Origin of the sequence: Jeotgalibacillus proteolyticus (assembly GCF_002926065.1) — a bacterium.
Lineage (GTDB): Bacteria > Bacillota > Bacilli > Bacillales > Jeotgalibacillaceae > Jeotgalibacillus > Jeotgalibacillus proteolyticus.
This window is the reverse complement of record NZ_PREZ01000001.1, coordinates 246,665-271,188: the sequence shown is the minus strand read 5'-3', so window position 1 is coordinate 271,188 and position 24,524 is coordinate 246,665. Positions and strand designations below refer to the sequence as shown.

Genomic DNA, 24,524 nt, shown 5'->3' with positions numbered 1-24,524 from the left:
TTTTGAATGGCAGATTTTTTAGTGATCGTTGAATCACCCGCTAAAGCAAAAACAATAGAGCGGTATTTAGGAAAAAAGTATAAAGTACGCGCATCCATGGGGCATGTTAGAGATTTACCAAAAAGCCAAATGGGTGTTGATGTAAAAGAAAAATTTGAACCGAGATATATAACAATCCGGGGAAAAGGTCCGGTTCTGAAAGAATTAAAATCAGCTGCAAAGAAAGCCAAAAAAGTATATCTCGCGGCCGATCCGGATCGTGAGGGTGAGGCAATTGCATGGCACCTGGCTCATAGTCTTGATCTGGATTTAGACTCGGATTGCCGGGTTGTCTTTAATGAAATTACAAAGGATGCGATAAAGGAATCATTTAAGCATCCAAGAAAAATAGATATGGATCGTGTTGATGCCCAGCAGGCAAGAAGAATACTTGACCGCCTGGTAGGCTATAATATCAGCCCTATTTTATGGAAGAAAGTTAAAAAAGGATTAAGTGCGGGAAGAGTTCAATCAGTTGCTGTCCGTTTAATCCTGGATCGTGAAAATGAAATTAAAAATTTCCAGCCAGAGGAATACTGGACAATAGACGGAACGTTCAAAAAAGGAAAAGATACTTTTAACGCGAGCTTTTACGGGGTTAATGGCAAGAAAAAGAAGCTTGAGAATGAAGAAGATGTTAAGGCTGTCCTAAGCCAGGTAAAGGGTAAGGACTTCTCAATTTCTAACGTTACGAAAAAAGAACGAAAACGAAATCCTTCGCCATCCTTTATCACCTCCTCGCTTCAGCAGGAAGCTGCAAGAAAGCTTAACTTCAGAGCGAGAAAGACCATGATGCTTGCACAACAGCTGTACGAAGGAATTGAGCTTGGCAAAAAAGAAGGAACAGTCGGGTTAATCACATACATGCGTACAGATTCCGTACGTATTTCAGATGTTGCAAAGCAGGAAGCGGGTCAAATTATCCGTTCAGAGTATGGTGAACAGTTTATTCAGCAGGAGCCGCAAAAAGATAAATCAAAATCAGCAAAAACCCAGGACGCTCACGAAGCGATACGTCCAACAAGCGCTTTAAGAACTCCAGCTTCGGTTAAAGCGTTTTTAAGCCGTGATCAGCATCGTCTCTACAAGCTGATCTGGGAAAGATTTATCGCAAGTCAAATGGCGCCTGCAGTGATGGATACGATGAGCGTTGATCTTTTAAATGGAGAAGTTCAGTTCCGGGCAACGGGATCAAAAGTGAAATTTCCAGGGTTTATGAAGGTATATATTGAAGGAAATGATGATCAGTCTGATGAAAAAGAAAACTTCCTTCCCGATTTAAAAGAAGGAGAAACAGCGAAATCCGAAGAGATCGATCCAAAGCAGCATTTTACTCAGCCTCCTCCAAGGTATACAGAAGCACGTTTAGTAAAAACGCTTGAAGAATTGGGTATCGGAAGACCGTCAACTTATGCTCCTACGCTTGATACCATTCAAAAAAGAGGGTACGTTTCACTCGACAATAAGCGGTTTATTCCTACTGAACTTGGAGAAATTGTTCTTGAACTTATCGTAGAATTTTTCCCTGAAATAATTGATGTGGAATTTACAGCAAAAATGGAAAAAGATCTGGATAGTGTTGAAGATGGCCAAATTCACTGGGTAAACATAATTGATGAATTCTATAAGGATTTTGAAGTGCATCTTGAAAAAGCAGAAAAAGAAATGGAAAAAATAGAAATAAAAGATGAATACGCAGGTGAAGATTGTGACATTTGCGGGAACCCGATGGTCATCAAAATGGGGCGCTACGGAAAATTCATGGCATGCAGCAACTTCCCGGACTGCCGCAACACAAAACCGATCGTAAAAGAAATCGGTGTGAAATGTCCAACCTGTAAGGAAGGCAATGTCATCGAAAGAAAAAGTAAAAAGAAAAGAATTTTCTATGGCTGTGACCGTTTTCCTGAGTGTGAATTCCTCTCATGGGATAAGCCGATTGACCGTCCATGCCCTAAATGTAATGAAATGCTCGTTGAGAAAAAGCTTAAAAAAGGAAATCAAATCCAATGCTCGAGCTGTGATTATAAAGAAGAGCATCAGCAATAAACCAAAAAAAGAGTCCTGGCGGTTTAGTCTGCCGGGCTCTTTAAATGCTTAATATAGGAAACTGCATCATTTTATAAAGCGCAACAGGGAGGAAGTAAGGAATGACAAAACCGGTAGTAAATGTAGTAGGAGCAGGACTGGCAGGCAGTGAGGCTGCTTGGCAGCTTGCGGAGCGGGGAATACAGGTAAATCTTTACGAAATGAGACCAGTGCGGCAGACTGCAGCGCATCATACAGATAAATTCGCAGAATTAGTTTGCAGTAACTCGCTAAGAGCTAATAACCTGACAAACGCTGTTGGCGTACTTAAAGAGGAAATGCGGACACTTAATTCTGTGATTATTTCAGCAGCGGATGCTTGTGCGGTACCGGCGGGAGGGGCTCTGGCTGTTGATCGTCATGAGTTTGCCGGACATGTTACGTCAAAAGTTAAAGGACACCCTAATGTAACCGTATTTTCAGAAGAGATTACAAAGATCCCTGAAGGAATTACGATTATTTCAACCGGTCCTCTAACGACTGAAGGACTGGCAGCAGAGCTGAAGGCTCTTACAGGAGAAGAATATTTATATTTTTACGATGCAGCAGCTCCTATTTTGGAAAAAGACAGCATCGATATGAATAAAGTTTATTTAAAATCACGTTATGATAAAGGTGAAGCTGCCTATTTGAACTGTCCGATGACAGAAGAAGAATTCAATACCTTTTATGACGCACTAATTGAAGCAGAGGTTGTACCGCTGAAAGAGTTTGAAAAAGAAATTTATTTTGAAGGCTGTATGCCGGTGGAAGTAATGGCTGAAAGAGGCCGCAAAACACTTCTTTTTGGACCTATGAAGCCGGTAGGCCTTGAGGATCCAAAGACAGGTAAAAGACCTTTTGCCGTTGTTCAGCTTAGACAGGATGATGCAGCAGGCACGCTGTATAACATTGTTGGTTTTCAGACACATTTGAAATGGGGTCCTCAAAAAGAAGTGATCCGTTTAATACCGGGTCTTGAAAACGCAGAAATTGTCCGCTACGGGGTCATGCACAGAAATACGTTTATTAATTCACCCAAGGTACTTAAGTCAACCTACCAATTTAAAGATAGAGAAAACTTGTTTTTTGCAGGCCAAATGACTGGAGTTGAGGGTTACGTTGAATCAGCAGCAAGCGGTCTGGCTGCCGGTATTAATGCGGCTAAGCTTGCATTGGGTGAGGAGCCTGTCCTGTTTCCGGCAGAAACTGCTATTGGGAGCATGGCCCGCTATATTACTCAGGCTAACACAAAAAATTTCCAGCCGATGAATGCAAACTTTGGGCTATTCCCTGATCTTGGAGAGAAGATCAAAGGAAAGAAAGAACGGGCAGAAAAGCATGCTGAACGAGCGATAGAAACAATTCAGAACTTTGTGAAAAAAGTGTAAAATTTATTGCAAAGGCCTCTAATTCGTGTTAGAATTTAGAGGCTTTTGTGAGGTGATTAAATGCAGAGTGCATTTGTAGAAGCGAAGCAGCAGTTTGTTCAATATTTACAGACAGAAAAAAACTTTTCGTCTTTAACGATTGAACATTATATCCATGATTTAGATTATTTCTTTACTTTTTTAAATAAAGAAGGAGTCAGGGATTTAAAGGATGCAGATGAAATCCACGCAAAGCTGTATTTAGTGCAGCTTCACCAGGAGAAATATTCCAGGGCCTCTGTTTCAAGAAAGATTTCGAGCCTGCGAAGCTTTTTTTCTTATTTACAGCGTGAAGAAGCAGTCTCATCTAATCCTTTGGCGTATATCCTTCATCCTAAAAAAGAGGGCAGGTTGCCTCATTTTTTTTATGAGAATGAAATGGAGCAGCTTTTTTTAGTATGCAATGGAACCAAACCGCTTGATTTAAGAAATAAGGCAATACTTGAACTGTTATATGCAACAGGAATCCGGGTGAGTGAATGCACATCCATTCAGCTGAAGGATATTGATCTTGTGATGTCCACCCTTCTTGTTAAAGGAAAAGGAAAGAAAGAACGGTATGTTCCATTTGGTGATTTTGCAGGGGAAGCTATAAGAGTCTATCTGGAAAAAGGAAGGCTGCAGCTTTTAAAGAACGGTCAATCCCAAGCGCTGTTTATTAATAACAGAGGCGAGGCGATAACGCCTAGAGGGATCAGGCATATGCTGACATCTTTAGTTAAGAAGACTTCCATGACTTCATCCATTCATCCCCATATGCTCAGGCATACATTTGCCACTCACTTGTTAAATAATGGGGCTGATTTACGAACTGTTCAGGAGCTGCTTGGGCATGCTCATCTTTCGTCCACTCAGTTATATACTCATGTCACGAAAGAACATTTGAAGAAAACGTACAATTCATTTCATCCAAGGGCTTAATACATAAGCACCCTGAAATAAGGAGGCGTTTTAAATGGACCAGTTTCATGCAACAACGATATTCGCTGTGCAGCATAAAGGGAATTCAGCGATGGCAGGAGACGGGCAGGTTACGTTTGGGAATGCCATGGTTATGAAGCATACAGCACGAAAAGTAAGAAAGCTGTTTAACGGCCAGGTGGTCGCGGGTTTTGCAGGAACAGTTGCAGACGCATTCACACTTTTTGAGATGTTTGAAGGAAAGCTTCAGGAGTATAATGGAAATCTTCAGCGTTCAGCTGTTGAAGTGGCAAAGCAATGGCGCAGTGATAAGGTTTTAAGACGTCTTGAAGCGATGCTGATTGTGATGGACAGTGAGAATTTACTGCTGGTGTCAGGTACTGGAGAAGTGATTGAACCTGATGATGGCATTTTAGCGATCGGCTCTGGAGGCAATTTTGCCCTTTCTGCAGGACGTGCCTTAAAAATACATGCCGGCGATCATATGACGGCAAAAGAAATTGCTGATGCAGCGCTGCATGTAGCAGCTGATATTTGTGTATATACGAATTCAAACATTGTGGTTGAAGAGTTATAAAGGAGTGATACGATGAAAAAAACAACTGAATTAACTCCAAAGCAAATTGTTGAACGTCTGGATCAGTATATAGTTGGGCAAAAGGATGCTAAAAGAGCAGTGGCAGTAGCGCTTAGAAACCGCTACCGAAGAAACCTTCTGGAGGATGCGCTGCGCGAGGAAATTATTCCGAAAAACATTTTAATGATGGGACCCACGGGCGTAGGGAAAACAGAAATTGCCCGCCGCATTGCAAAGCTTGTAGGAGCACCCTTCATTAAGGTTGAAGCGACCAAATTTACTGAAGTAGGCTATGTGGGCCGGGATGTTGAGTCGATGGTTCGCGATTTAATGGAAACTTCAGTACGGATTGTTAAACAAGAAAAAATGATTTCGGTGCAGGGCAAAGCGGAAGAATTAGCTAATAAGCGTCTTGTAAAACTTCTTGTTCCTTCTGCAAAAAAAGCCCAGTCCTTTAAAAACCCTTTTGAAATGATGTTTGGGGGAAATGGAGATGGAGGCAATGATGCTCCTGAAGATCAGAAGGAAGAGGAAGCAACAATAAAGGATCGCCGCAAAGAAGTGGAAAGCCGGCTTGCAGCCGGTGAACTTGAAGAGTGGAATGTTACTGTTGAGGTAGATGAACAGCAAATGTCTTCAATGTTTGATATGCTACAGGGATCAGGCATGGAGCAAATGGGCATGAATATGCAGGACGCCTTAAGTAATCTAATGCCGAAGAAAAAGAAGAAGCGCAAGCTGAAGGTAAAAGATGCAAGGAAGGTTCTTATTCATGATGAGGCTTCAAAATTAATTGATATGGATGAAGTTTCCCAAGATGCCTTATACAGGGCCGAACAAATGGGAATAATATTTATAGATGAAATTGACAAGATCGCCTCTAAATCTTCCGGAACCTCTTCGGCTGATGTCTCAAGAGAAGGTGTTCAGCGGGACATCCTGCCAATTGTTGAAGGCTCAACGGTTACAACGAAATACGGACCGGTTAAAACGGATCATGTGCTATTCATCGCTGCAGGGGCTTTCCATACAGCGAAACCGTCAGATTTAATTCCTGAATTACAAGGGCGTTTTCCGATCCGTGTTGAGCTGCAAAAGCTTTCGGTCGATGATTTTATGCGCATTTTGGTGGAACCCGATCACGCATTAATAAAACAATACGTAGCTCTATTGGCGACTGAAGGCATCGAAGTTGAATTCACTAAGGATGCTACTCTGCGAATAGCGGAAATTGCCTATCAGGTAAATCAGGATACCGATAATATAGGAGCAAGACGCCTCCATACCATTATGGAAAAGCTTTTAGAGGATTTATCCTTCGAAGCGTCGGACATATCCTTAGGGACAGTTACCATTACCCCGGGGTATGTAGACGATAAGCTTAATACAATAGCGAAAAACAAGGACCTGAGCCAGTTTATCCTATAGGGTTTGAATTAGTTTGGTTAGGGAAAGATGAGTATTGGATATAAATCGATTTTTTAAGAATGTAGGAGGACTTGATGAAAATGAATTTATTAGGTAAAACAAGACAAATTAACTCGATGCTGCAACAATCAGCAGGAAAGCCAGTAAACTTTAAGGAAATGGCAGAAACTCTTTCTGATGTCATTGAAGCAAATGTTTTTATTGTAAGCAGAAAGGGAAAGCTCCTTGGATTTGCTGTAAATCAGCAAATTGAAAATGAGCGTATGAAACAAATGCTTGAAGACCGTCAATTTCCTGAAGAATACACAAAGAATCTATTTAATATCACTGAGACATCTACTAACCTTGATGTTGAAAGTGAGTACACTGCATTTCCTGTTGAGAATAAAGACTTATTTAAAAACGGCTTAACAACAGTTGTTCCGATCATTGGCGGTGGAGACAGACTGGGTACGTTAATTCTTGCCCGCGTTGAACAGGCTTTTGAAGATGACGATCTTATTCTTGGCGAGTATGGTGCTACTGTAGTTGGAATGGAGATTCTTCGTGAAAAAGCAGATGAAATTGAAGTGGAAGCAAGAAGTAAAGCGGTTGTTCAAATGGCAATCAGCTCTTTATCATACAGTGAGCTCGAAGCAATTGAGCATATTTTTGAAGAGCTTGACGGGAATGAAGGACTTCTTGTTGCTTCTAAGATTGCAGATCGTGTAGGCATAACCAGATCAGTTATCGTTAATGCACTTAGAAAGCTTGAAAGTGCAGGAGTTATAGAATCACGCTCTCTTGGAATGAAAGGAACTTACATTAAAGTATTAAATAATAAATTCCTTTTCGAATTAGAAAATATTAAAAACAGCTAAATTTATCAGAAGGTCCGGCACTATTGCCGGGCTTTTTTTGTGCATTTTTTTAGGAGAGGAAGAAAGAAATACGACAAAGGATATTTATGGAATTATTATTACGAAAATGTTTCTTAAATAACAACGTACATATAAAATTTTAAAAAAACATTTAAAATACAAGAGGAAATTGAGGAATCCTGTCGAATTACTCTATAAACTGGGTTTAAAGAATCTTTTTTATAAATTGGTTCTTTTAGGCTATAATTACTTTCTGTCTAGCTATAGACTAAGATTAAGCATGAAAGTAAAATGATGTATAAGTGTTTATTTATCTTGTTTGAAGAGGGAATGAGGTGTGGATTTGAATTTATTTACTGGAACAATAAGTAAAATAGAAAGTGGTCTCGCTTACTCATCTGTTAAGCAAAAAGTCATTGCTAATAATATCGCTAATGCAGATACTCCTGGATATAAGTCGAAAGAAGTAAGTTTCAAGGGAATATTACAAAATGAAATGAAATTGCAATCTTCAAACGGATCAGGAAAAAATCCCTCTCCATTTGGAATGAATACAGATCCGGGTGAACCTCGAATTGCGGAAAGAAATTACAGTATTCGTCAAAATGGAAATGGAGTAGATATGGACAGGGAAATGGCGAATATGGCAACGAATCAAATTTACTACGATGCGCTTATTGAAAGAATCAGCGGAAAGTTCAGCACTTTAAATACTGTTATAAAAGGAGGTAAATAAAAAGTTATGTTTCATTCCATGAACACAACTGCCACCGCTTTGACTGCCCAGCGCTTAAGAATGGATGTTATATCTTCGAATATTGCAAACGCTGATACGACAAGGGCTACATATGAAAATGGAGAATGGCAGCCATATAAAAGAAAATCAGTTGCTCTGCAGCAAAGCGGGGACACTTTTTCCTCCTTACTATCAAAAGCAAAAAGCTCGAATGCTTCTCCAGGGAGCGGCGTCACTGTATCTGCCATACGAAAGGATACCGAAACTCCAGGGGAATTACTTTATGACCCGGCGCATCAGGATGCTAACGAGGAAGGCTATGTAGAATTATCGAATGTGGATCCTTTAAGGGAAATGGTGGACCTGATGTCAGCGACGCGATCATATGAAGCGAATGTAACTGTATTTAATGCAAATAAGTCGATGATGATGAGGGCGCTGCAAATTGGAAAATCTTAAGAAAGAGGTGAAGTAAATGCCGATACAATCAGTCACTTCATTTGGGATGGAGTCATTAACTCAGCTGAATTCTTCTGATAAACAAAAGCTTTCGCCATCTGAAGCACAGCAAAATTTCGCAGCTATGCTCAAAAACTCAATTAATGAATTGAATACGGCGCAGGTGCAAAGCGATGCTATGACTAAGAAGCTTGTTAATGGAGAGCAGGTTGAATTACATGATGTAATGATTGCGTCCCAAAAAGCATCGGTATCACTGGCACTAACGATGGAAATGAGAAATAAAGCGGTAGAAGCTTATCAAGAAATTATGAGAATGCCTGTTTAATGGAAGCTCAATTCTTATGGCTTTGCATTTAACCGAAAGACCGGAGGATTGTGATGAACGAGAGATTTCAGCAATTACCCGCACAAGTTAAAACGTTTTTTGCTGAACGGCCTAAAAAGCAATTAATTTATGGAGGAGGAGGGGTGCTGCTCTTAGCAGCGCTTATTATCACTATTGCTCTCCTTGCCAACCAAAGCACCCTTGTGCCCTTATATAGTAATCTGTCGCCTTCAGAAACTGGAAGGATTAAAGAAAACCTCGACGGCAGGGGTATTCCATCTGAAATAACTCAGGGAGGAACGGCCATTTTAGTTCCTGAACAGCAGGTTGAGTCCCTAATGGTTGAACTTGCAGCAGAAGGCATACCGCAAAGTGGAAACATTGATTATTCGTTTTTTAGTGAAAATGCGGGGTTTGGCATGACGGACAATGAATTTAACGTGCTTAAGCTTGATGCTATGCAAACAGAATTAGGCGAATTAATAAAAAGCATTGATGGCGTGCAGGATGCAAGGGTTATGATCACCCTTCCAGAGCAGGGTGTGTTTTTAAAGGACAGTACAGAGGAAGGGTCCGCTTCGATTGTTTTAAACACCCAGCCTGGCTATCAATTTTCAGAAAATCAGATTCAATCGCTTTACCATCTGGTTTCCAAAAGTGTTCCAAACCTTCCTACTGATAATATCGTCATAATGAACCAATTATTTGAGTACTTTGACTATAAAAATGAAAATTCTTCTTTTTCAGGTGTAAATGTGACAGAGCAAATGTCTATTAAGCAAACAATTGAGAGAGATTTGCAAAGACAGGTGCAGACGATGCTTGCAACTTTGATGGGTCAAAATAAAGTAGTAGTTTCCATTTCTACTGATATTGACTTTGATCAGGAACAAAGAGAAGAAAACCTTGTGACTCCAGTTGATGAGGACAATATGGAGGGAATTGAAACAAGTGCTCAGCGGATTTCTGAAACCTTTGAAGGAACCGGGAATGCAGGCGGGGTAACTGAAGGCGGTGACCCGACGGATAATTTAACAGGATTCGTTGAAGCTCAGGGCGGCGATGGAGAATATGAACGGGTAGAGGAATCGATTAATCGGGAGGTTAACCGGATTCATCGGAATATTGTAGAAAGTCCATATCGTATTCGCGACATAGGGTTTCAAGTAATGGTTGAGCCGCCAGACCCTGAAAATGAGGCTTCTTTACCACAGGAGCGGATTAACGATATTGAAAATATGCTGCAAACCATTATAAAGACCTCAATAGATAATGAATATTCAGCAGACCTGACAGTAGATGACTTAGAAGAAAAAGTAGCGGTATTTGTCCAGCCGTTTAATGGGAAAGTCGACTTCGAGGATAATGAACCGGGTTCTGCTATCCCATGGTGGGGTTATTTAGCAGGTGGAGTTTTACTGCTGGTGATAGGTGTTCTTGTCTTCTTCGTAATGAGGAAAAGAAATCAGGCTGAACCTGAAGAGGAAATTATCCTTGAACAGGAGGAGGTTGCTGCTGCACTGGCGGATGTTAATGAAGTGAAAGAAACAGATGAAGTTATTCGCAGAAAGCAAATTGAAAAAATGGCCAGGGAAAAACCTGAAGATTTCGCAAAGCTTTTAAGATCCTGGATTGCAGAAGAGTAGGAGTGAGTTGACATCATTAAGAAAGATAAACGCTTATCCGGAAAACAAAAGGCAGCTATTCTGCTGATTTCTTTAGGACCCGATGCGGCTTCCGGAATTTATAAGCACCTTACTGAAGACGAAATTGAACATCTTACACTAGAAATTGCAGGGGTCAAGAAGGTTGAACCGGAAGCGAAGGAAGAGGTTCTTGAGGAATTTCATAATATTGCCCTTGCGCAGGACTACATCTCACAAGGCGGGATTGGCTATGCAAAGTCCATTCTTGAAAGAGCTGTGGGAATGGACCAGGCAAACGCCGTGATAAACAGATTGACTTCATCATTGCAGGTTCGTCCATTTGATTTTGCAAAACGTGCAGATCCGATGCAAATATTTAATTTTATACAGAATGAACATCCTCAAACGATCGCGTTGATTTTATCTTACTTAAACCCTCAGCAGTCCGGTAAGATTCTTTCTGCTTTGCCGCAGGAGGTTCAGACAGATATCGCAAAAAGGATTGCTCTGATGGACACCACCAGTCCTGAAGTGATAAGCGAAATTGAGTCAGTGCTTGAAAGAAAGCTTTCTTCCGCCGTTTCGCAGGATCAGACAGAAACCGGAGGCATCGAATCGGTCGTTGAGGTTCTCAACGGGGTTGACCGTGCAACAGAGAAATTAATACTTGATTCGCTTGAAATACAGGACCCTGAGCTGGCAGAAGAGATTAAAAAGAGAATGTTTGTTTTTGAAGACATCGTCACACTTGATAACCGCTCGATTCAGCGGGTGATAAGAGAGTGCGAAAATGAAGATCTTTTACTCTCTATGAAAGTGTCAACGGATGATGTAAAAGAAGTTATCTTCAAAAATATGTCTCAGAGAATGGCAGAAAATTTCAAAGAGGAAATGGAATTTATGGGACCAGTCAGATTGCGTGAAGTTGAGGAAGCGCAATCGAGGATCGTCAGCAGTATCAGGCTATTGGAAGATGCCGGTGAGATCATTGTGGCCCGTGGCGGAGGAGAGGATGTAATTGTCTAGAATAATTAAAGCTGATTTTGTTCAATCTCCTTCTCTTCATGCCAAATCAATTCCTTTTCAGCCTTTCAGTATTGCGGGGACGGATGTTCATGAATTTGAGCATCAGACGCTCAATCAGACTCAGGAAGAATCATCAAGAATCCTTGCTGAAGCAAACATGCAGGCCCTGTCGGCAATAGATGAAGCTGAAGCAAAAGCTGCACAGGTTTTCAAGCAGATCGACAACGAGAAATTAAAGTGGGAAAACGAGCGTGTGAATCTGCAAAGGGAAGCCTATGAAAAAGCCTTTGCCCAAGGGTATGAAGAAGGCCGGGAAAAGGGCTTTGCTGAACTGCATCATTCAGTAGAAGAGGCCAGAAATATTGTCTCCTCCACAAAAGAAGCGCTACAGGAGCACTTAGACCGAAATGAAAAAGTGATTCTGCAGCTTGCCATGGCTTCAGCAGAAAAAATTATGGGGCAGGCACTTAAAGAGGATCCTTCAAGCTATCTTTCTATCGTGAAAAAAGGGTTAAAAGAAGTGAGAGAGATGAAGGAAATAAAGCTTTTTATTGCGGTAGAGCAATTTGCTCTTATAAATGAAAAACGCAGCGAGCTTTTCGGATTGTTTCCTCCTGAGATACAGCTCTATCTCTATCCGGAAGAAGAACTGGAGCCATATCAGGGATTCATTGAAACGAAAAATGGACGAATCGATATCAGCCTGGATACTCAGCTGGATGAAATGAAGCAAAAGCTAAAAGCAGTGCTGGAGAGCTCACGATGAAGGCTGCTGATTTACTGCCCTATGTTGAAAAGGTTGCTACCATGCGCCATTACGGGAAGGTGAAGCAGGTAATCGGATTAATGATTGAGTCCCAGGGTCCAAAAAGCTCAATCGGTGAGCTTTGTTATATTCATGTCCATTCTTCATTTAAGAAAAAGAGCATGGTCATTAAAGCAGAAGTAGTGGGCTTTAAGGAAGAAATCGTTGTCCTGATGCCCTATACCCATATTCAGGACATTTCCCCCGGCAGTATCGTTGAAGCAACCGGGGGACCGCTTGAAATAAAAGTGGGCGAGTCTTTAATCGGGCAAGTAGTAGATCCGCTTGGGATCCCGATCGATGAAACGCCTTTGCCGGATGGGATGGAGACGGTTATCACAGAACAGGAACCGCCCAATCCATTAACCAGACCCCCCATCCATGAAGTAATGGAGGTAGGCGTGAGAAGTATTGACGCTATGCTGGCAGTTGGAAAAGGGCAGCGAATTGGCATCTTTGCCGGAAGCGGAGTAGGAAAAAGTACACTTCTTGGCATGGTTGCCCGAAATACAGAAGCAGATCTAAATGTCATCGCACTCGTTGGGGAGCGGGGAAGAGAAGTCAGGGAATTTATTGAAAGAGATTTAGGACCTGAAGGGGTTAAGAGAAGCATCATTGTAGCTGCTACAAGTGATCAGCCGGCTCTGATGAGAATTAAAGGGGCCTATACCGCTACTGCGATAGCAGAGTATTTTCGAGACAAAGGGTTAAATGTAATGCTGATGATGGATTCAGTTACAAGGGTTGCAATGGCTCAGCGTGAAATTGGGCTGGCTATTGGAGAACCCCCTGCTACTAAAGGCTACACACCTTCCGTCTTTGGCATCCTGCCTAAGCTTTTAGAACGGACAGGAACCAATCAATTCGGAAGCATCACAGCTTTTTATACTGTGCTCGTGGACGGGGACGATATGAATGAGCCGATTGCTGATACAGTCAGAGGAATTTTAGACGGGCATATTGTCCTTGATCGTACGATTGCAAACAGGGGTCAGTATCCTGCTATAAATGTCTTAAAAAGTGTAAGCAGACTAATGAATCACTTAGCAGAACCAAAACACCTCAAGGCCGCAGAAAAGGTCAGGCAGCTTCTAAGCACTCACTCTGAATCCGAAGATCTTATTAATATTGGGGCGTATAAAAAAGGTTCCTCTCAGGAAATAGATGACTCAATTAACGCAGCCCCCCATATGAAAAGATTTTTTAAGCAGGCATTTGATGAAAAAATAGAATTTTCAACGAGTGTTCACCAGCTAATCGATCTTGCGGATAAAGGAGAGTGGTAAAAGTGCAACAACAGTTTAGATTTGAACGGGTTCTGACAGTCAGAGAAAGAGAAGAAAAAGAGGCAGAGGAACATTTTAAAGATTCGATTGAATCCTTTGAACAAACTGCCAGGAAGCTTTATCACCTCCTAAAGAAAAAAGAGACCATGGAGGAGTCGCAATCAGCGTACATTCAAAATGGAGTTGCTGTTCAAACGCTCAGACATAGCCAGCAGTTCCTGGTAAACATCGAAAAAAGCATTGCATATCAGCAAAAGCTTGTAATGGAGGCAAGGTCTGCTATGCAGTGGCATGAACAAAAGCTGAAGGAACGGCAGATTGAAGTGAAAAAGTACAAAAAAATTAAGGAAAAAGATCAGGTAAAGTATTTAGACCTGCAAAAAAAACTTGACGGAAAAATAATGGATGAACTGTCTGTTATTCAATTCATGAGCAAAAGAAGCAGGTGAAAATATGAATAAACCAGCTGCAAAGGAAGAAGTAAACGAAGCAAAATCCGCAGGTAAATTACAGGTGTTTTTAATGATCGTCTTTATCCCGGCAATTTTTCTTCTTTTTGCGGGGCTAGCCGTTTTTTATCTTCTGGATATCAATGTTTTGGAGGAGGCACAGGAAGCGGGAATTCCGGTTCCCTTTCTCTCTGGCGCGAATGAAACACTGCCGGAAGGCCATTCTGTTACTTCAGCAGAACAGATAGAAGCATTGCAGATGCAATTAAAAGAAAAAGACAGCAAAATCGCAGAATTAGAAAACACGATCAAAACCCGGGAAGAGGAAAACACCAGGGCGCTCGCTGATCAGGAACGACTAAATGAAGAAATAAGCAAGCTGCAAGAGGAAGAGGAAGAAACGTCTAAAAGAAACAATGAAATGGCATCTGTGTTCAAGGAAATGTCAGGTAAAACAGCAGCACCTGTACTGCTGAGTATGAATGATAACGAAGCAGCAGACATCCTGAGAGCACTTCCGACAGATACCGTTGCTAAAATATTTGAGAAAATGCCCCCTGCAGACGCAGCCAAATATGCACAGCTGCTTGCAGATCAGGCACCTTAAAAAATACGCTTATGAGCGAGGTGAATGATGAAATTGATGGTAAATAATCTGCTTCCTCTGACTTCAAAAGACCAGACTAAGTCAATGGCAAATGAATTAGGAAGTCCACGTGATAAAGACCATTTTGGATTTACGCTCGAGCAGCTTCTTATGACTCGTTCCTCTGAAAAAAATGACAAGCTTCCCCTGTTGGCTGATGAGGAAGAAAGTGCAGAAGCAATGTTAACTGAAACTCTTTCACTTCTGCAGGCAAATAATACGCAATTTGCTGACAAGCACTCAGAGCAAAATACTGAAGAAAGCCTGAACACCATGATAAAAGCAGCTGCTGAAGAAGTTGCTTTAACAAGCTTTGCAGCACAGGTAATAGTCCAAGATGAGTTAGAAGAACGACCTGATCAAAAGCTGCTTCCTTTTCTTGTAGATACGGCAGAGAAATTAGCCGATAAACCTGCAGCTGCTATTCTATCAAGAGAAATGGCTTCTCTTTTAAAGCAGCTAAAAGGAATCGTTGAGGCTGCTAAGAGCAGTGACGGACCTTCTTCGTCTTCTCCTTTAATAAAAGAATTGAGCGAGACTTTAGGAAAAATTGAAGCGAAGCTTTTAGCCGTGCAGCATGAATTAACGAAAGAAAGAAGCGAAACGCAAAACCTTTTACCTAAGCAGCGGTATTTTCTCTCAGTGCAGGAGCTTTCAACCACTATTACGCTTAAAGGAAGTTCCACTCAGAGCGCTGCAGGTAAAAATGAACCGGTCGCTTCACAGGAACCTGCTTTGCTGCAGCTGACCAATTTTACAAGAGGATCAGAGCTGCTTTCATCAGCTCCTAAGTCATCTCAATCCCTGATTGATCAATTCAGCCAGATTATGAATCAATCAAAATTCGGCAGGAAAAACGGAGCGGAAAAGCTGCTAATAAAGCTTCAGCCTGAGCACTTAGGCGCTTTGCGAATCGAACTGCTTCAAAAGGACGGAATATTAACTGCCAGAGTCATGACGACAACGGCAGCTGCTAAAGAAATGCTGGAAGGACATCTTCAGCAATTAAGAAGTTCACTGGCTGCGCAAAATCTGGAGGTTGAAAAAATAGATATCCGGCATGAACAGCAGGAGTCAGGCCATTTTGAAAAGCAAAAGGAGCAATTCTCTGAGAATTCTTCAGAGCATAATCAGGGAAAACAGCCTGAAATTGAAAACGAGGAAACTGATGATGCGCCTGATTTTTATCAGATTTTCTTAAACATTGAGGTGTAAAGAATGTCGATCAATTCATTATCAGGTGATCTTTTATTGTCATCACTCGATCAAAAAAAACTGGAGCCTAAAGACCAAACAATGGGTAAAGACCAGTTTTTAAAGCTGCTAATCGCCCAGCTTTCAAATCAGGACCCGACTCAGCCGATGGAAGATAAAGAATTTATCGCACAAATGGCGAGCTTCTCTACTCTTGAGCAAATGACGAATATGAGCAACTCTTTTGAAAAATTTGCTTCCATGCAGGAGCAGACTCAATTAATTCAATATAACGAATTTGTGGGAAAAGAGATTAAGTGGGACAAGCTTGAATTAGCTGGTGGAGAAAATGTAGCAAGCTCCGGTACAGGCAAAGTGGAAGCTGTGCGGTTTAAAGGAAGCACGGTTGAATTTGAATTAGCGGACGGTACTCTCCTTAATCCCGGCAATATTTCTGAAGTGTATTCAGGAGAAAATCACTCATCTCTTCAGCAGGCTAGTATGCTGATAGGAAAAAAGGTCAGCTGGATGACTGAAAAGGATGAGCAGCTTGAGAGCAAAGTACTCTCAGTGTCAAAAAAAGAAGGCGTTATCTGGGCTCATACTGAAAATGATAAAAAGATCGCAGTTGAAGATCTTTTGCAGATTACTCAGTAAGAAAAGGCCTGTGAAAATAAACGATTTTTAAAATTAAAAGGAGGAATAAAAATGATCCGTTCAATGTATTCAGGAATCGCAGGGCTTAAAAATTTCCAGACAAAATTAGACGTTATTGGTAACAATATTGCCAATGTAAACACGTTTGGCTTTAAAAAAGGCCGGGTTACGTTTCAGGAAGCCATGAACCAAACTGTTCAGGGAGCATCTGGTGCAACAGAGGGGCGCGGAGGAAAAAACTCGCTTCAGGTCGGACTCGGAGCAGTAACAGCCACGATCGACAGCGTTCAAACGCAAGCCTCACTTCAAACCACAGGCAGGTCTTTGGATCTTGCTGTTAATGGCGAAGGATTCTTCGTCGTAAAAGGTCCTGGCGGACAAAATCTTTTCACCCGCGGCGGAAATTTTTATCTTGATCAGGCTGGAACGCTTGTAACTGGCGAAGGGTATAAAGTGCAGCAGTCTAACCAGGGTGTGTTGAGTGATATTACGATAAATAGTTCTGCGGTATTGCCGCCTCAAGCGACTAGCGAAATCAAATTAATAGGGAACCTTCCTGGGAATATTGGAGACCCCAATTTTTCTTACACGAAACAGATGAGAGTAATAGGTGAGGACGGTTCGGCAAAAACATTCGACTTAGAAATGAAGCCGGAAGATGGTGGTTGGAGAGTTACTTTTAAGGACATAGATGCCCCTGGAAATCAAGATCCTTTTGGATTCGTAGATTTTAATGAGGCAGGAGAACCTAGTTGGAGGAATGATCCTGGTCAAGTAGTTCTAGACGGCTTCCCAGCACCATCTATTGAAGGTTTGACTAATAACGGTACTGAAGTCACAGCCCAGGTAAGCGCCAATGGAAACCTGAGCGGTACGCTCGAAAGCTTCAATGTAAGCAATAATGGTGAAATCAGCGGACTTTACTCAAATGGAGTCGTCAGCTCAATCGGAACGTTAAGCTTAGCGAGCTTTAACAACCCTTCAGGTCTTGTAAAAGCCGGCAACAATCTGTATCAGGAATCGGCTAACTCAGGCATTGCTAATATCGGAACAGCCGAGACAGCTGGAGGATCGATCTCATCAGGCGTTCTTGAAATGTCCAACGTTGATATTTCTGAGGAATTCACAGAAATGATTACAGCACAAAGAGGCTTTCAGGCAAATACAAGAATCATCACAACTTCTGATCAGATTCTTGAAGAGCTTGTCAACCTGAAAAGGTAAGTAAATTCCAGGAGGTGACGGGACTTTAGCGCATTCGCTTGAGTCCTATAAACTTGATAAATGTTACTCGACTGAACGGGAAACCATTTATGATCAATGCCATTTATATTGAAACAATCGAAGCGTTTCCTGATACCACTATTACATTGACGAATGGAAAAAAATATATCGTAAAAGATTCGATCGAACAAGTTCGGGAGGAAATCCGCTCCTTTTATCAATCCATTCATGTATTAAATATGAGTCACCTTAAAGAGGAGGAAGACCGGTGAAAAAAAAGAAAGTTCTCCTGTTAATGGCATCCTTTATCGTGACTATTTCTCTTGGAGGCGTTATTTTCCTCCTTGTGACCAATCACTTTTCAGGAGACGCATTGGCTGAAGAAAAGCTTCCTTCGATTGAAGAAGTAGTAGAAGCTTCTGTTGATATTCCGGAAATTGTTACAAGCATATCCAATAATAACTTTGCCCGCGTTTCTATGACCATTCAGACAGACAGCGCTAAAGCCGGTAAAGAGCTTAGCTTAAGGGAGTTTCAGGTGAAAGATATTATTATTGAAGAGCTTTCTGAAATATCCCGTGCAGAACTGCAGGGCCGCGAAGGCAAAGAGGCATTCGAAGAGATTGTAAAATCCAGAGTGAATGAGCTTATGCAGGAAGGCGAAGTAATTAAGATTTACACGACATCCTTTGTCGTTCAATAAAGTACCTGCCCTATGCATGGAGGTGAACGTATGGCTGGGGATATACTCACTCAAAACGAAATAGATGCCTTATTATCTGCCATTTCAACTGGAGAAATGTCTGCAGAGGAAATCAAAAAGGATGAACAGGAAAAGAAGATAAAGGTTTATGACTTTAAACGTGCATTGCGTTTTTCAAAAGACCAGATTAGAAGTCTAACAAGAATTCATGAAAATTTCGCCAGACTTCTCACAACCTTTTTTTCTGCTCAGCTTAGAACATTTGTTCAGATTAATGTGGCAACAGTCGATCAGATTCCGTATGAGGAATTTATCCGTTCTGTGCCGAAAATGACCATTTTAAATGTTTACGAAGTATCGTCTTTAAATGGAAAGGTATTGATGGAGATTAATCCGAATGTTGCCTACGCCATGATGGACCGTGTTATGGGAGGCAGAGGGTCTAGCTTAAGCAAGATTGAAAATTTAACAGAAATTGAAACGAAAGTAATGTCCCGGCTATTTGAAAAAGGTTTTGAAAATCTTCGTGAAGCATGGGGGACAATTGCGGATATTGATCCCGTGTTAATAGACTTTGAAGTGAATCCGAAATTCTTGCAGGTGATATCGCCTAATGAGACAGTCGTAGTTATTTCATTAAATACAGTTGTCGGGGAAACGAGCGGGATGATTAATATTTGTCTTCCTCATGTACTGCTTGAACCTATCATGCCATCTCTATCCGTTAAATATTGGATGCAGACTAATAAATCAGAAGGGAATACAGAAGATCGCATTCAGCTGAAAAAACAGGTGAAAACTGCAGACCTTCCTGTTTCAGCCTCAATAGGCTCCTCAATGATCGCGATAGAAGAATTTTTGAAGCTTGAAATCGGTGATGTCCTTGAATTGAATCACCGCTATGATCACCCGGTGACGATCAAAATCGGCGATGTACCCAAATTCACCGGGCAGCCTGGAATTTTAGGCAACAGACTGGCCGTCCAGATTATAGGAGAAACGAAAGGAGGAGAGGAAGACGATGAAGGATGACATGTTATCTCAGGAAGAAATTGATGCTTTATTAAACGGAACCGCTGATGAAGAAGATAGCCCGGTTCAGCCTGAAAAGCTAACTATTTTTTCTTATTTAAGTGAGATGGAGATTGATGCGCTTGGTGAAATAGGAAATATTTCCTTTGGAAGCTCAGCTACAGCGCTCTCCTCATTATTGAACCAGGTAGTAGAAATTACTACACCAGAGGTCACACTAGTTAGGACAGAAGAGGTTGCCCAGTCACTGCCTCACTCTTCTGTAGCCATTAATGTTCAATATACTGAGGGATTAGCCGGGGATAACCTGCTTGTCATATTACAAAAGGATGCTGCAGTTATAGCGGATTTAATGCTCGGCGGCGATGGGGTGAATCCGCCTGAATATTTGGATGGCATTCAATTAAGCGCGTTGCAGGAAGCGATGAACCAAATGATGGGTTCAGCCGCAACCTCCATGTCAGCCATATTCAACAACAGGGTTGACATCTCTCCTCCTGCACTTGAACTAATGGATTTAACAACACAAAATGGCAGGGGATATTTGCCGGAAGCTGATTTGCTTATTAAAATTTCATTCCATCTGGCCATCGGTTCATTAATAGACTCCTATTTTATGCAGCTGGTTCCGTTAGAGTTTGGTCAGGAAATGGTAGCGCGTCTGGTTAATGAATCACAAGTGCCTGAAGCTGCAGCTGCAGTAGCTGCACAAACAGAAAAAATCACTCAGCAGGTTAAACAGGAGGAAGCTTTTTCAATGACTCAGCAGAATCAATCTTCTTCCCATAATAATTCAATAAGCCAGGCCCGGCAGGCAACCGCTCCGGTTAACATACAGCCTGCTCAATTTTCAGCCTTTGAAAACCCCGGACTCAGCTCCGGAGAATCAAGAAATCTAAATTTACTGCTTGATATTCCCCTGCAGGTGACAGTAGAACTCGGACGGACAAAGCGGTCAGTAAAAGAAATTCTTGAGCTTAGCGCAGGATCGATTATTGAACTTGAAAAACTGGCAGGTGAGCCTGTGGACATTCTGGTTAATGATCGGCTTATCGCCCAGGGTGAGGTGGTCGTTATTGAGGAAAACTTCGGCGTCAGACTTACCGATATCTTAAGTCAATCGGATCGCTTAACTAATTTACGATAAATGTTGGAGGCAAAGCCCAATGGCAAAAAGAGTACTAATCGTTGATGATGCGGCTTTTATGAGAATGATGATTAAGGATATTTTAATTAAAAATGGTTTTATTATAGCCGGTGAAGCCTCGGATGGTGCACAGGCCGTTGAAAGATATAAAGAAACATCGCCCGATTTAGTCATGATGGATATTACGATGCCGGAAATGGATGGCATTACTGCTTTAAGAGAAATAAAAAAAATTGACGCGTCCTCAAAAATCATTATGTGTTCTGCTATGGGCCAGCAATCGATGGTAATCGATTCCATCCAGGCCGGTGCGAAGGATTTTATCGTTAAGCCCTTTCAGGCTGACAGAGTAATCGAGGCCATTCAAAAAGTGTTAGGTTGATGAAAATGGACAAAAAGTGGAGACTGATGCTGGTTTTTTGCCTGTGCATTAATCTTTTTATGACGATAGAGACTACTGTTCTGGCGGATAACGGCAAAATGGTAAATGACTGCTTAGGAAAAGAGGACGCTGAAGGCTGCGCTGAATCTTCCATCCTGCCTAAGGAAGATTCAGAAGCCCAGGGCGGAAATCCTATTACTTGGGTGTCCTATGTGAAGCTCGTTGCCGCACTGGCTTTTGTATTAATTTTACTTTACGCAATTCTTAAGTTTGTAAACGCGAGAAGCAGAAATTTCCAGCAAAATAACCTTATTCAAAATATGGGCGGAACAACATTAGGCGGGAACCGTTCAATTCAGGTAGTAAAAATAGCCCATAGCTTTTATTACCTTGGAGTAGGGGAGGATGTAAACCTGATAAAGGAAGTAACAGATCCTGATGAGATTAACCAGCTTAATGAATACTACGGAGAAAGACAAGAGCAGCAATCTCTAAAAAATCCGTTATTTCAAATACTGAATAAACGGGCAGAGAATCGGAAGAATCCATACAATCAGGACTCCCAAACCTTTCAGTCCCTTTTGGCAAACCAGCTGAATCAGGTTAAGGACGAAAGAAAAAGGATGTTTAACCGGGAGAATAGCAAGGAGCAAAAAGATGAATGAATTTATGCAATTTTTTAATGATAGTCCCGCTGATGAGGTAGCAACATCCGTCCGCTTATTGCTGCTTTTAACAGTTTTATCACTGGCTCCCGGCATTCTCATTCTAATGACGGCCTTCACCCGTATTGTCATTGTTCTTTCCTTTGTCCGGACAGCTTTAGCCACTCAGCAAATGCCGCCTAACCAGGTAATCATCGGCTTGGCTTTATTTTTAACATTTTTTATTATGGCACCGGTTTTAAGTGAGGTAAACGAAAGAGCACTTACTCCTTTATTTAATGAAGAAATCGACCTTGAAACAGCATATGAAGAAGCGTCCATACCATTTAAGGATTTTATGAGCAAGCATACGAGGCAAAAGGATCTTGAACTTTTTTTAAGTTACTCGCAGGCTGAGCGCCCTGAAACGATTCAGGATATTCCCCTCACTGTGCTTGTGCCGGCTTTTGCTTTAAGTGAAATTAAAACTGCTTTTCAAATGGGCTTTATGATTTTTATTCCCTTTTTAGTAATTGATATGGTTGTTGCCTCGGTTCTCATGTCCATGGGGATGATGATGCTGCCGCCTGTCATGATTTCATTACCTTTTAAAATATTGTTATTTATCTTAGTCGATGGCTGGTACTTAGTCATGCAGTCATTGCTGCAGAGCTTTTAAGGCGGGTGTTTATACGTGAGTGGAGAAATGGTTATTTCTATAGCTGAAAGAGGTGTATACATCACCCTGATGATAAGTCTGCCGCTAATGCTGGTGGCGCTGGTTGTTGGTTTATTAGTCAGTATCTTTCAGGCTACAACACAAATACAGGAGCAGACCTTAGCTTTTATTCCTAAAATAATTGCTGTAATGGTCGCGCTAATCTTTTTTGGTCCCTGGATGCTGACGCAGATTATAGCGTATGCAGAAGATATATTTACCAATCTTACGAGATACATAGGGTAGATGGATGGAAGAATTATACCCCGCATTAACTGTATTTCTGCTGATTGCCGTAAGGGTATCCGCCTTTTTTGTCACGATCCCTTTGTTATCGCATCGGACCATCCCTCCTATGCATCGGATAGGCTTTGCTCTTTTATTGTCATGGATGATGTATTACACGATGGACGTTGAGCCGCTTGAAGTTGATGGGGAGTACATTTTACTTATTGTAAAAGAAGCTTGTGTTGGTCTTTTTATCGGATTGATCGCTTATATTGTTCTTTCTGCTATTCAGATCGCCGGTAATTTTATTGACTTTCAAATGGGTTTTGCCATTGCGAATGTGATTGATCCTCAAACCGGTGCTCAAACTCCCTTGATGGGACAATATTTATACACATTATCTCTCTTATTGCTTCTAACCTTTAATGGCCATCATTTAATTTTGGACGGGATTTTTTACAGTTATCAATTTATTCCAATTGACAAGATCGGTCTAGGCTTTAATGAGCCGATGGCTGCAGAGATCGTAATTAAAACATTTGCCGCAACATTTTTAATTGCTTTTCAAATTGCCTCTCCTGTAGTCGCGACCCTGTTTCTGGTCGATATAGCGCTTGGGATAGTAGCAAGAACATCACCGCAGTTTAATATTTTTGTTATCGGCTTTCCTATTAAAATCACTGTTGCATTTATTATTCTCGTTATATTAATGGGGGTAACATTTCAAGTGATTCAACGATTATTTGATTTGATGTTTCTAGTAATGCGCGACATGATGACTGTGCTTGGAGGGGGAGCTTTATGAGATATATCCCTTTAAATCTTCAATTTTTTGCAGGAGAAAAGACAGAAAAGGCAACGCCTAAAAAAAGGCAGGATTCTAGAAAAAAAGGACAGCTTGCAAAAAGTCAGGATGTTAATACAGCTATCATATTGTTTGCGGTATTTTTATTTTTGTTCTTCGCAGGGGGAATGTTTGAAGACCGTATTAAAAAGATCGTAGCAGCACCGCTGAAAGATTATATACACCGCCCGGTTACCATCGATACCTTCATGATTGTTTTTACCGAAATACTGGGTCAGGCTGCATGGATTGTCCTTCCCATAATGGGGGTCGCCGCAGCAGGGGGCATTATTGGGAACTATGTACAGGTCGGTTTTCTCGTAAGCTCAGACCCGTTAAAACCCCAGCTGTCAAAAATAGATCCGATTAAAGGATTTAAACGGATTTTCTCAGCCAGAGCACTGGTCGAGCTTATAAAATCTATTTTAAAGATTTCATTAATCGGGCTGACAACCTTTGCAGTTTTATGGTTCAGCATTGAACACGTTCTGGCATTGTCGTTAAAGACAGCCGAAACGGCCATGCTGACAATAGGAAAACTAACTGTTCAAATGGGTTTGTATGCCTCTGCACTTCTATTATTATTATCCGTTTTAGATTACTTCTATCAAAAATATGACTTCGAAAAAAACATACGAATGTCTAAGCAGGATCTTAAGGATGAATATAAAAACACGGAGGGTGACCCGCTGATTAAATCGAAAATTAAGCAGCGGCAACGGGAAATGGCGATGAAACGCATGATGTCAGAAATTCCGAATGCAGATGTTGTCATCACTAATCCCACTCACTACGCCATTGTTTTAACATATAAAGATGGAGAATCGGATGCACCAATTGTGGTAGCAAAAGGTGTGGATTTTATTGCCCAGAAGATTAAGCTGATCGCAAAAGAAAACGATGTAATAGCAGTTGAGAACAGGCCGCTTGCACGCGCCCTTTTCAGTCAGGCAGAAATTGGAGATCCGATTCCCGAAGATTTTTTTAAAGCAGTAGCAGAAATTCTTGCGTATGTTTATCGAATAAAAAATAAAGTGTAAAAAACACA

Annotated in this window: 28 protein-coding genes; all 28 read left to right on the top strand. The window is 41.3% G+C overall.

Translation table 11 applies throughout. From position 1 onward, the window contains the following. Positions 1-6 precede the first annotated feature (6 nt). Positions 7-2,088 carry a type I DNA topoisomerase gene (gene topA / locus C4B60_RS01420; protein WP_104055984.1) on the top strand — a complete coding sequence of 694 codons (2,082 nt, stop codon included), beginning with the start codon at positions 7-9 and terminating at the stop codon, positions 2,086-2,088. A 101-nt stretch (positions 2,089-2,189) separates the two neighbouring features. Continuing rightward, positions 2,190-3,497 carry an FADH(2)-oxidizing methylenetetrahydrofolate--tRNA-(uracil(54)-C(5))-methyltransferase TrmFO gene (trmFO, locus tag C4B60_RS01415; RefSeq protein WP_104055982.1) on the top strand — a complete coding sequence of 436 codons (1,308 nt, stop codon included), beginning with the start codon at positions 2,190-2,192 and terminating at the stop codon, positions 3,495-3,497. Positions 3,498-3,557: 60 nt separating this feature from the next. Continuing rightward, entirely contained in the window at positions 3,558-4,457 is a 900-nt protein-coding gene (gene xerC / locus C4B60_RS01410; RefSeq protein WP_104055980.1) for a tyrosine recombinase XerC, read from the top strand. Between the two features lie 34 nt (positions 4,458-4,491). Then, on the top strand, positions 4,492-5,034 hold the full coding sequence (hslV, locus tag C4B60_RS01405) for an ATP-dependent protease subunit HslV (RefSeq protein ID WP_104055978.1): 543 nt from the start codon (positions 4,492-4,494) through the stop codon (positions 5,032-5,034). A gap of 12 nt (positions 5,035-5,046) precedes the next feature. Next, positions 5,047-6,462 carry an ATP-dependent protease ATPase subunit HslU gene (gene hslU, locus C4B60_RS01400; RefSeq protein ID WP_104055976.1) on the top strand — a complete coding sequence of 472 codons (1,416 nt, stop codon included), beginning with the start codon at positions 5,047-5,049 and terminating at the stop codon, positions 6,460-6,462. 80 nt (positions 6,463-6,542) lie between these two features. Continuing rightward, on the top strand, positions 6,543-7,322 hold the full coding sequence (gene codY, locus C4B60_RS01395) for a GTP-sensing pleiotropic transcriptional regulator CodY (protein WP_104056631.1): 780 nt from the start codon (positions 6,543-6,545) through the stop codon (positions 7,320-7,322). 343 nt (positions 7,323-7,665) lie between these two features. Continuing rightward, positions 7,666-8,058: a flagellar basal body rod protein FlgB gene (flgB, locus tag C4B60_RS01390; RefSeq protein WP_104056630.1), complete on the top strand. Its 393-nt coding sequence runs from the start codon at positions 7,666-7,668 to the stop codon at positions 8,056-8,058. Positions 8,059-8,064: 6 nt separating this feature from the next. Beyond that, entirely contained in the window at positions 8,065-8,517 is a 453-nt protein-coding gene (flgC, locus tag C4B60_RS01385) for a flagellar basal body rod protein FlgC (RefSeq protein WP_104055974.1), read from the top strand. A 46-nt stretch (positions 8,518-8,563) separates the two neighbouring features. Next, entirely contained in the window at positions 8,564-8,845 is a 282-nt protein-coding gene (fliE, locus tag C4B60_RS01380; RefSeq protein ID WP_245153857.1) for a flagellar hook-basal body complex protein FliE, read from the top strand. A 53-nt stretch (positions 8,846-8,898) separates the two neighbouring features. Then, positions 8,899-10,491, top strand: a complete 1,593-nt coding sequence (fliF, locus tag C4B60_RS01375) for a flagellar basal-body MS-ring/collar protein FliF (protein WP_104055971.1) — start codon at positions 8,899-8,901, stop codon at positions 10,489-10,491. A 12-nt stretch (positions 10,492-10,503) separates the two neighbouring features. Beyond that, the gene (fliG, locus tag C4B60_RS01370) at positions 10,504-11,517 is read left to right on the top strand and encodes a flagellar motor switch protein FliG (protein ID WP_104055969.1); all 1,014 of its coding nucleotides are present in this window, start codon (positions 10,504-10,506) and stop codon (positions 11,515-11,517) included. Continuing rightward, positions 11,510-12,283: a flagellar assembly protein FliH gene (gene fliH, locus C4B60_RS01365; protein ID WP_104055968.1), complete on the top strand. Its 774-nt coding sequence runs from the start codon at positions 11,510-11,512 to the stop codon at positions 12,281-12,283. The genes fliG and fliH overlap by 8 nt, the downstream gene beginning before the upstream one ends. Beyond that, positions 12,280-13,608 carry a flagellar protein export ATPase FliI gene (fliI, locus tag C4B60_RS01360; protein ID WP_104055966.1) on the top strand — a complete coding sequence of 443 codons (1,329 nt, stop codon included), beginning with the start codon at positions 12,280-12,282 and terminating at the stop codon, positions 13,606-13,608. Before fliH ends, fliI begins: the two co-directional genes overlap by 4 nt. A 2-nt stretch (positions 13,609-13,610) precedes the next feature. Further along, on the top strand, positions 13,611-14,057 hold the full coding sequence (gene fliJ, locus C4B60_RS01355; RefSeq protein ID WP_104055964.1) for a flagellar export protein FliJ: 447 nt from the start codon (positions 13,611-13,613) through the stop codon (positions 14,055-14,057). Between the two features lie 4 nt (positions 14,058-14,061). After that, positions 14,062-14,664, top strand: a complete 603-nt coding sequence (locus C4B60_RS01350) for a MotE family protein (RefSeq protein WP_104055962.1) — start codon at positions 14,062-14,064, stop codon at positions 14,662-14,664. A 27-nt stretch (positions 14,665-14,691) separates the two neighbouring features. Continuing rightward, positions 14,692-15,918, top strand: coding sequence for a flagellar hook-length control protein FliK (locus C4B60_RS01345; protein WP_209020049.1), 1,227 nt, complete (start codon positions 14,692-14,694; stop codon positions 15,916-15,918). 3 nt (positions 15,919-15,921) lie between these two features. After that, positions 15,922-16,554, top strand: a complete 633-nt coding sequence (gene flgD, locus C4B60_RS01340; RefSeq protein WP_104055958.1) for a flagellar hook assembly protein FlgD — start codon at positions 15,922-15,924, stop codon at positions 16,552-16,554. A 51-nt stretch (positions 16,555-16,605) separates the two neighbouring features. Then, the gene (gene flgF / locus C4B60_RS01335; RefSeq protein WP_104055956.1) at positions 16,606-17,778 is read left to right on the top strand and encodes a flagellar basal-body rod protein FlgF; all 1,173 of its coding nucleotides are present in this window, start codon (positions 16,606-16,608) and stop codon (positions 17,776-17,778) included. A 53-nt stretch (positions 17,779-17,831) separates the two neighbouring features. Next, entirely contained in the window at positions 17,832-18,050 is a 219-nt protein-coding gene (locus tag C4B60_RS01330; RefSeq protein WP_104056629.1) for a flagellar FlbD family protein, read from the top strand. Further along, a complete protein-coding gene (gene fliL, locus C4B60_RS01325) occupies positions 18,047-18,481 on the top strand; it encodes a flagellar basal body-associated protein FliL (protein WP_245153841.1) in 435 nt (144 codons plus the stop codon). Before C4B60_RS01330 ends, fliL begins: the two co-directional genes overlap by 4 nt. 30 nt (positions 18,482-18,511) lie before the next feature. Further along, complete coding sequence (gene fliM, locus C4B60_RS01320) at positions 18,512-19,513, top strand: flagellar motor switch protein FliM (protein WP_104055954.1); 1,002 nt, start codon at positions 18,512-18,514, stop codon at positions 19,511-19,513. After that, entirely contained in the window at positions 19,503-20,660 is a 1,158-nt protein-coding gene (fliY, locus tag C4B60_RS01315) for a flagellar motor switch phosphatase FliY (RefSeq protein ID WP_104055952.1), read from the top strand. Before fliM ends, fliY begins: the two co-directional genes overlap by 11 nt. A gap of 19 nt (positions 20,661-20,679) precedes the next feature. After that, positions 20,680-21,042, top strand: a complete 363-nt coding sequence (locus C4B60_RS01310) for a response regulator (RefSeq protein WP_104055950.1) — start codon at positions 20,680-20,682, stop codon at positions 21,040-21,042. Then, positions 21,042-21,707: a flagellar biosynthetic protein FliO gene (locus C4B60_RS01305; protein WP_104055947.1), complete on the top strand. Its 666-nt coding sequence runs from the start codon at positions 21,042-21,044 to the stop codon at positions 21,705-21,707. The genes C4B60_RS01310 and C4B60_RS01305 overlap by 1 nt, the downstream gene beginning before the upstream one ends. Continuing rightward, the gene (gene fliP, locus C4B60_RS01300; RefSeq protein WP_104055945.1) at positions 21,700-22,365 is read left to right on the top strand and encodes a flagellar type III secretion system pore protein FliP; all 666 of its coding nucleotides are present in this window, start codon (positions 21,700-21,702) and stop codon (positions 22,363-22,365) included. The genes C4B60_RS01305 and fliP overlap by 8 nt, the downstream gene beginning before the upstream one ends. A 15-nt stretch (positions 22,366-22,380) precedes the next feature. Continuing rightward, on the top strand, positions 22,381-22,650 hold the full coding sequence (gene fliQ / locus C4B60_RS01295; protein WP_104055943.1) for a flagellar biosynthesis protein FliQ: 270 nt from the start codon (positions 22,381-22,383) through the stop codon (positions 22,648-22,650). A 4-nt stretch (positions 22,651-22,654) separates the two neighbouring features. After that, positions 22,655-23,437 (top strand): flagellar biosynthetic protein FliR, encoded by a 783-nt coding sequence (fliR, locus tag C4B60_RS01290; RefSeq protein WP_104055941.1) that lies wholly within the window; start codon positions 22,655-22,657, stop codon positions 23,435-23,437. Beyond that, on the top strand, positions 23,434-24,516 hold the full coding sequence (gene flhB / locus C4B60_RS01285) for a flagellar biosynthesis protein FlhB (RefSeq protein WP_104055939.1): 1,083 nt from the start codon (positions 23,434-23,436) through the stop codon (positions 24,514-24,516). Before fliR ends, flhB begins: the two co-directional genes overlap by 4 nt. The last annotated feature ends 8 nt before the right edge of the window (positions 24,517-24,524 follow it).

Excerpts from the sequence above, each read along its gene's own strand:
- topA (WP_104055984.1), top strand. The coding sequence starts at position 7 with ATGGCAGATTTTTTAGTGATCGTTGAATCACCCGCTAAAGCAAAAACA.
- trmFO (WP_104055982.1), top strand. The coding sequence starts at position 2,190 with ATGACAAAACCGGTAGTAAATGTAGTAGGAGCAGGACTGGCAGGCAGT.
- xerC (WP_104055980.1), top strand. The coding sequence starts at position 3,558 with ATGCAGAGTGCATTTGTAGAAGCGAAGCAGCAGTTTGTTCAATATTTA.
- hslV (WP_104055978.1), top strand. The coding sequence starts at position 4,492 with ATGGACCAGTTTCATGCAACAACGATATTCGCTGTGCAGCATAAAGGG.
- hslU (WP_104055976.1), top strand. The coding sequence starts at position 5,047 with ATGAAAAAAACAACTGAATTAACTCCAAAGCAAATTGTTGAACGTCTG.
- codY (WP_104056631.1), top strand. The coding sequence starts at position 6,543 with ATGAATTTATTAGGTAAAACAAGACAAATTAACTCGATGCTGCAACAA.
- flgC (WP_104055974.1), top strand. The coding sequence starts at position 8,065 with ATGTTTCATTCCATGAACACAACTGCCACCGCTTTGACTGCCCAGCGC.
- fliE (WP_245153857.1), top strand. The coding sequence starts at position 8,564 with ATGGAGTCATTAACTCAGCTGAATTCTTCTGATAAACAAAAGCTTTCG.
- fliF (WP_104055971.1), top strand. The coding sequence starts at position 8,899 with ATGAACGAGAGATTTCAGCAATTACCCGCACAAGTTAAAACGTTTTTT.
- fliI (WP_104055966.1), top strand. The coding sequence starts at position 12,280 with ATGAAGGCTGCTGATTTACTGCCCTATGTTGAAAAGGTTGCTACCATG.
- C4B60_RS01350 (WP_104055962.1), top strand. The coding sequence starts at position 14,062 with ATGAATAAACCAGCTGCAAAGGAAGAAGTAAACGAAGCAAAATCCGCA.
- C4B60_RS01345 (WP_209020049.1), top strand. The coding sequence starts at position 14,692 with ATGAAATTGATGGTAAATAATCTGCTTCCTCTGACTTCAAAAGACCAG.
- flgD (WP_104055958.1), top strand. The coding sequence starts at position 15,922 with ATGTCGATCAATTCATTATCAGGTGATCTTTTATTGTCATCACTCGAT.
- flgF (WP_104055956.1), top strand. The coding sequence starts at position 16,606 with ATGATCCGTTCAATGTATTCAGGAATCGCAGGGCTTAAAAATTTCCAG.
- fliM (WP_104055954.1), top strand. The coding sequence starts at position 18,512 with ATGGCTGGGGATATACTCACTCAAAACGAAATAGATGCCTTATTATCT.
- fliY (WP_104055952.1), top strand. The coding sequence starts at position 19,503 with ATGAAGGATGACATGTTATCTCAGGAAGAAATTGATGCTTTATTAAAC.
- C4B60_RS01310 (WP_104055950.1), top strand. The coding sequence starts at position 20,680 with ATGGCAAAAAGAGTACTAATCGTTGATGATGCGGCTTTTATGAGAATG.
- C4B60_RS01305 (WP_104055947.1), top strand. The coding sequence starts at position 21,042 with ATGAAAATGGACAAAAAGTGGAGACTGATGCTGGTTTTTTGCCTGTGC.
- fliP (WP_104055945.1), top strand. The coding sequence starts at position 21,700 with ATGAATGAATTTATGCAATTTTTTAATGATAGTCCCGCTGATGAGGTA.
- fliR (WP_104055941.1), top strand. The coding sequence starts at position 22,655 with ATGGAAGAATTATACCCCGCATTAACTGTATTTCTGCTGATTGCCGTA.
- flhB (WP_104055939.1), top strand. The coding sequence starts at position 23,434 with ATGAGATATATCCCTTTAAATCTTCAATTTTTTGCAGGAGAAAAGACA.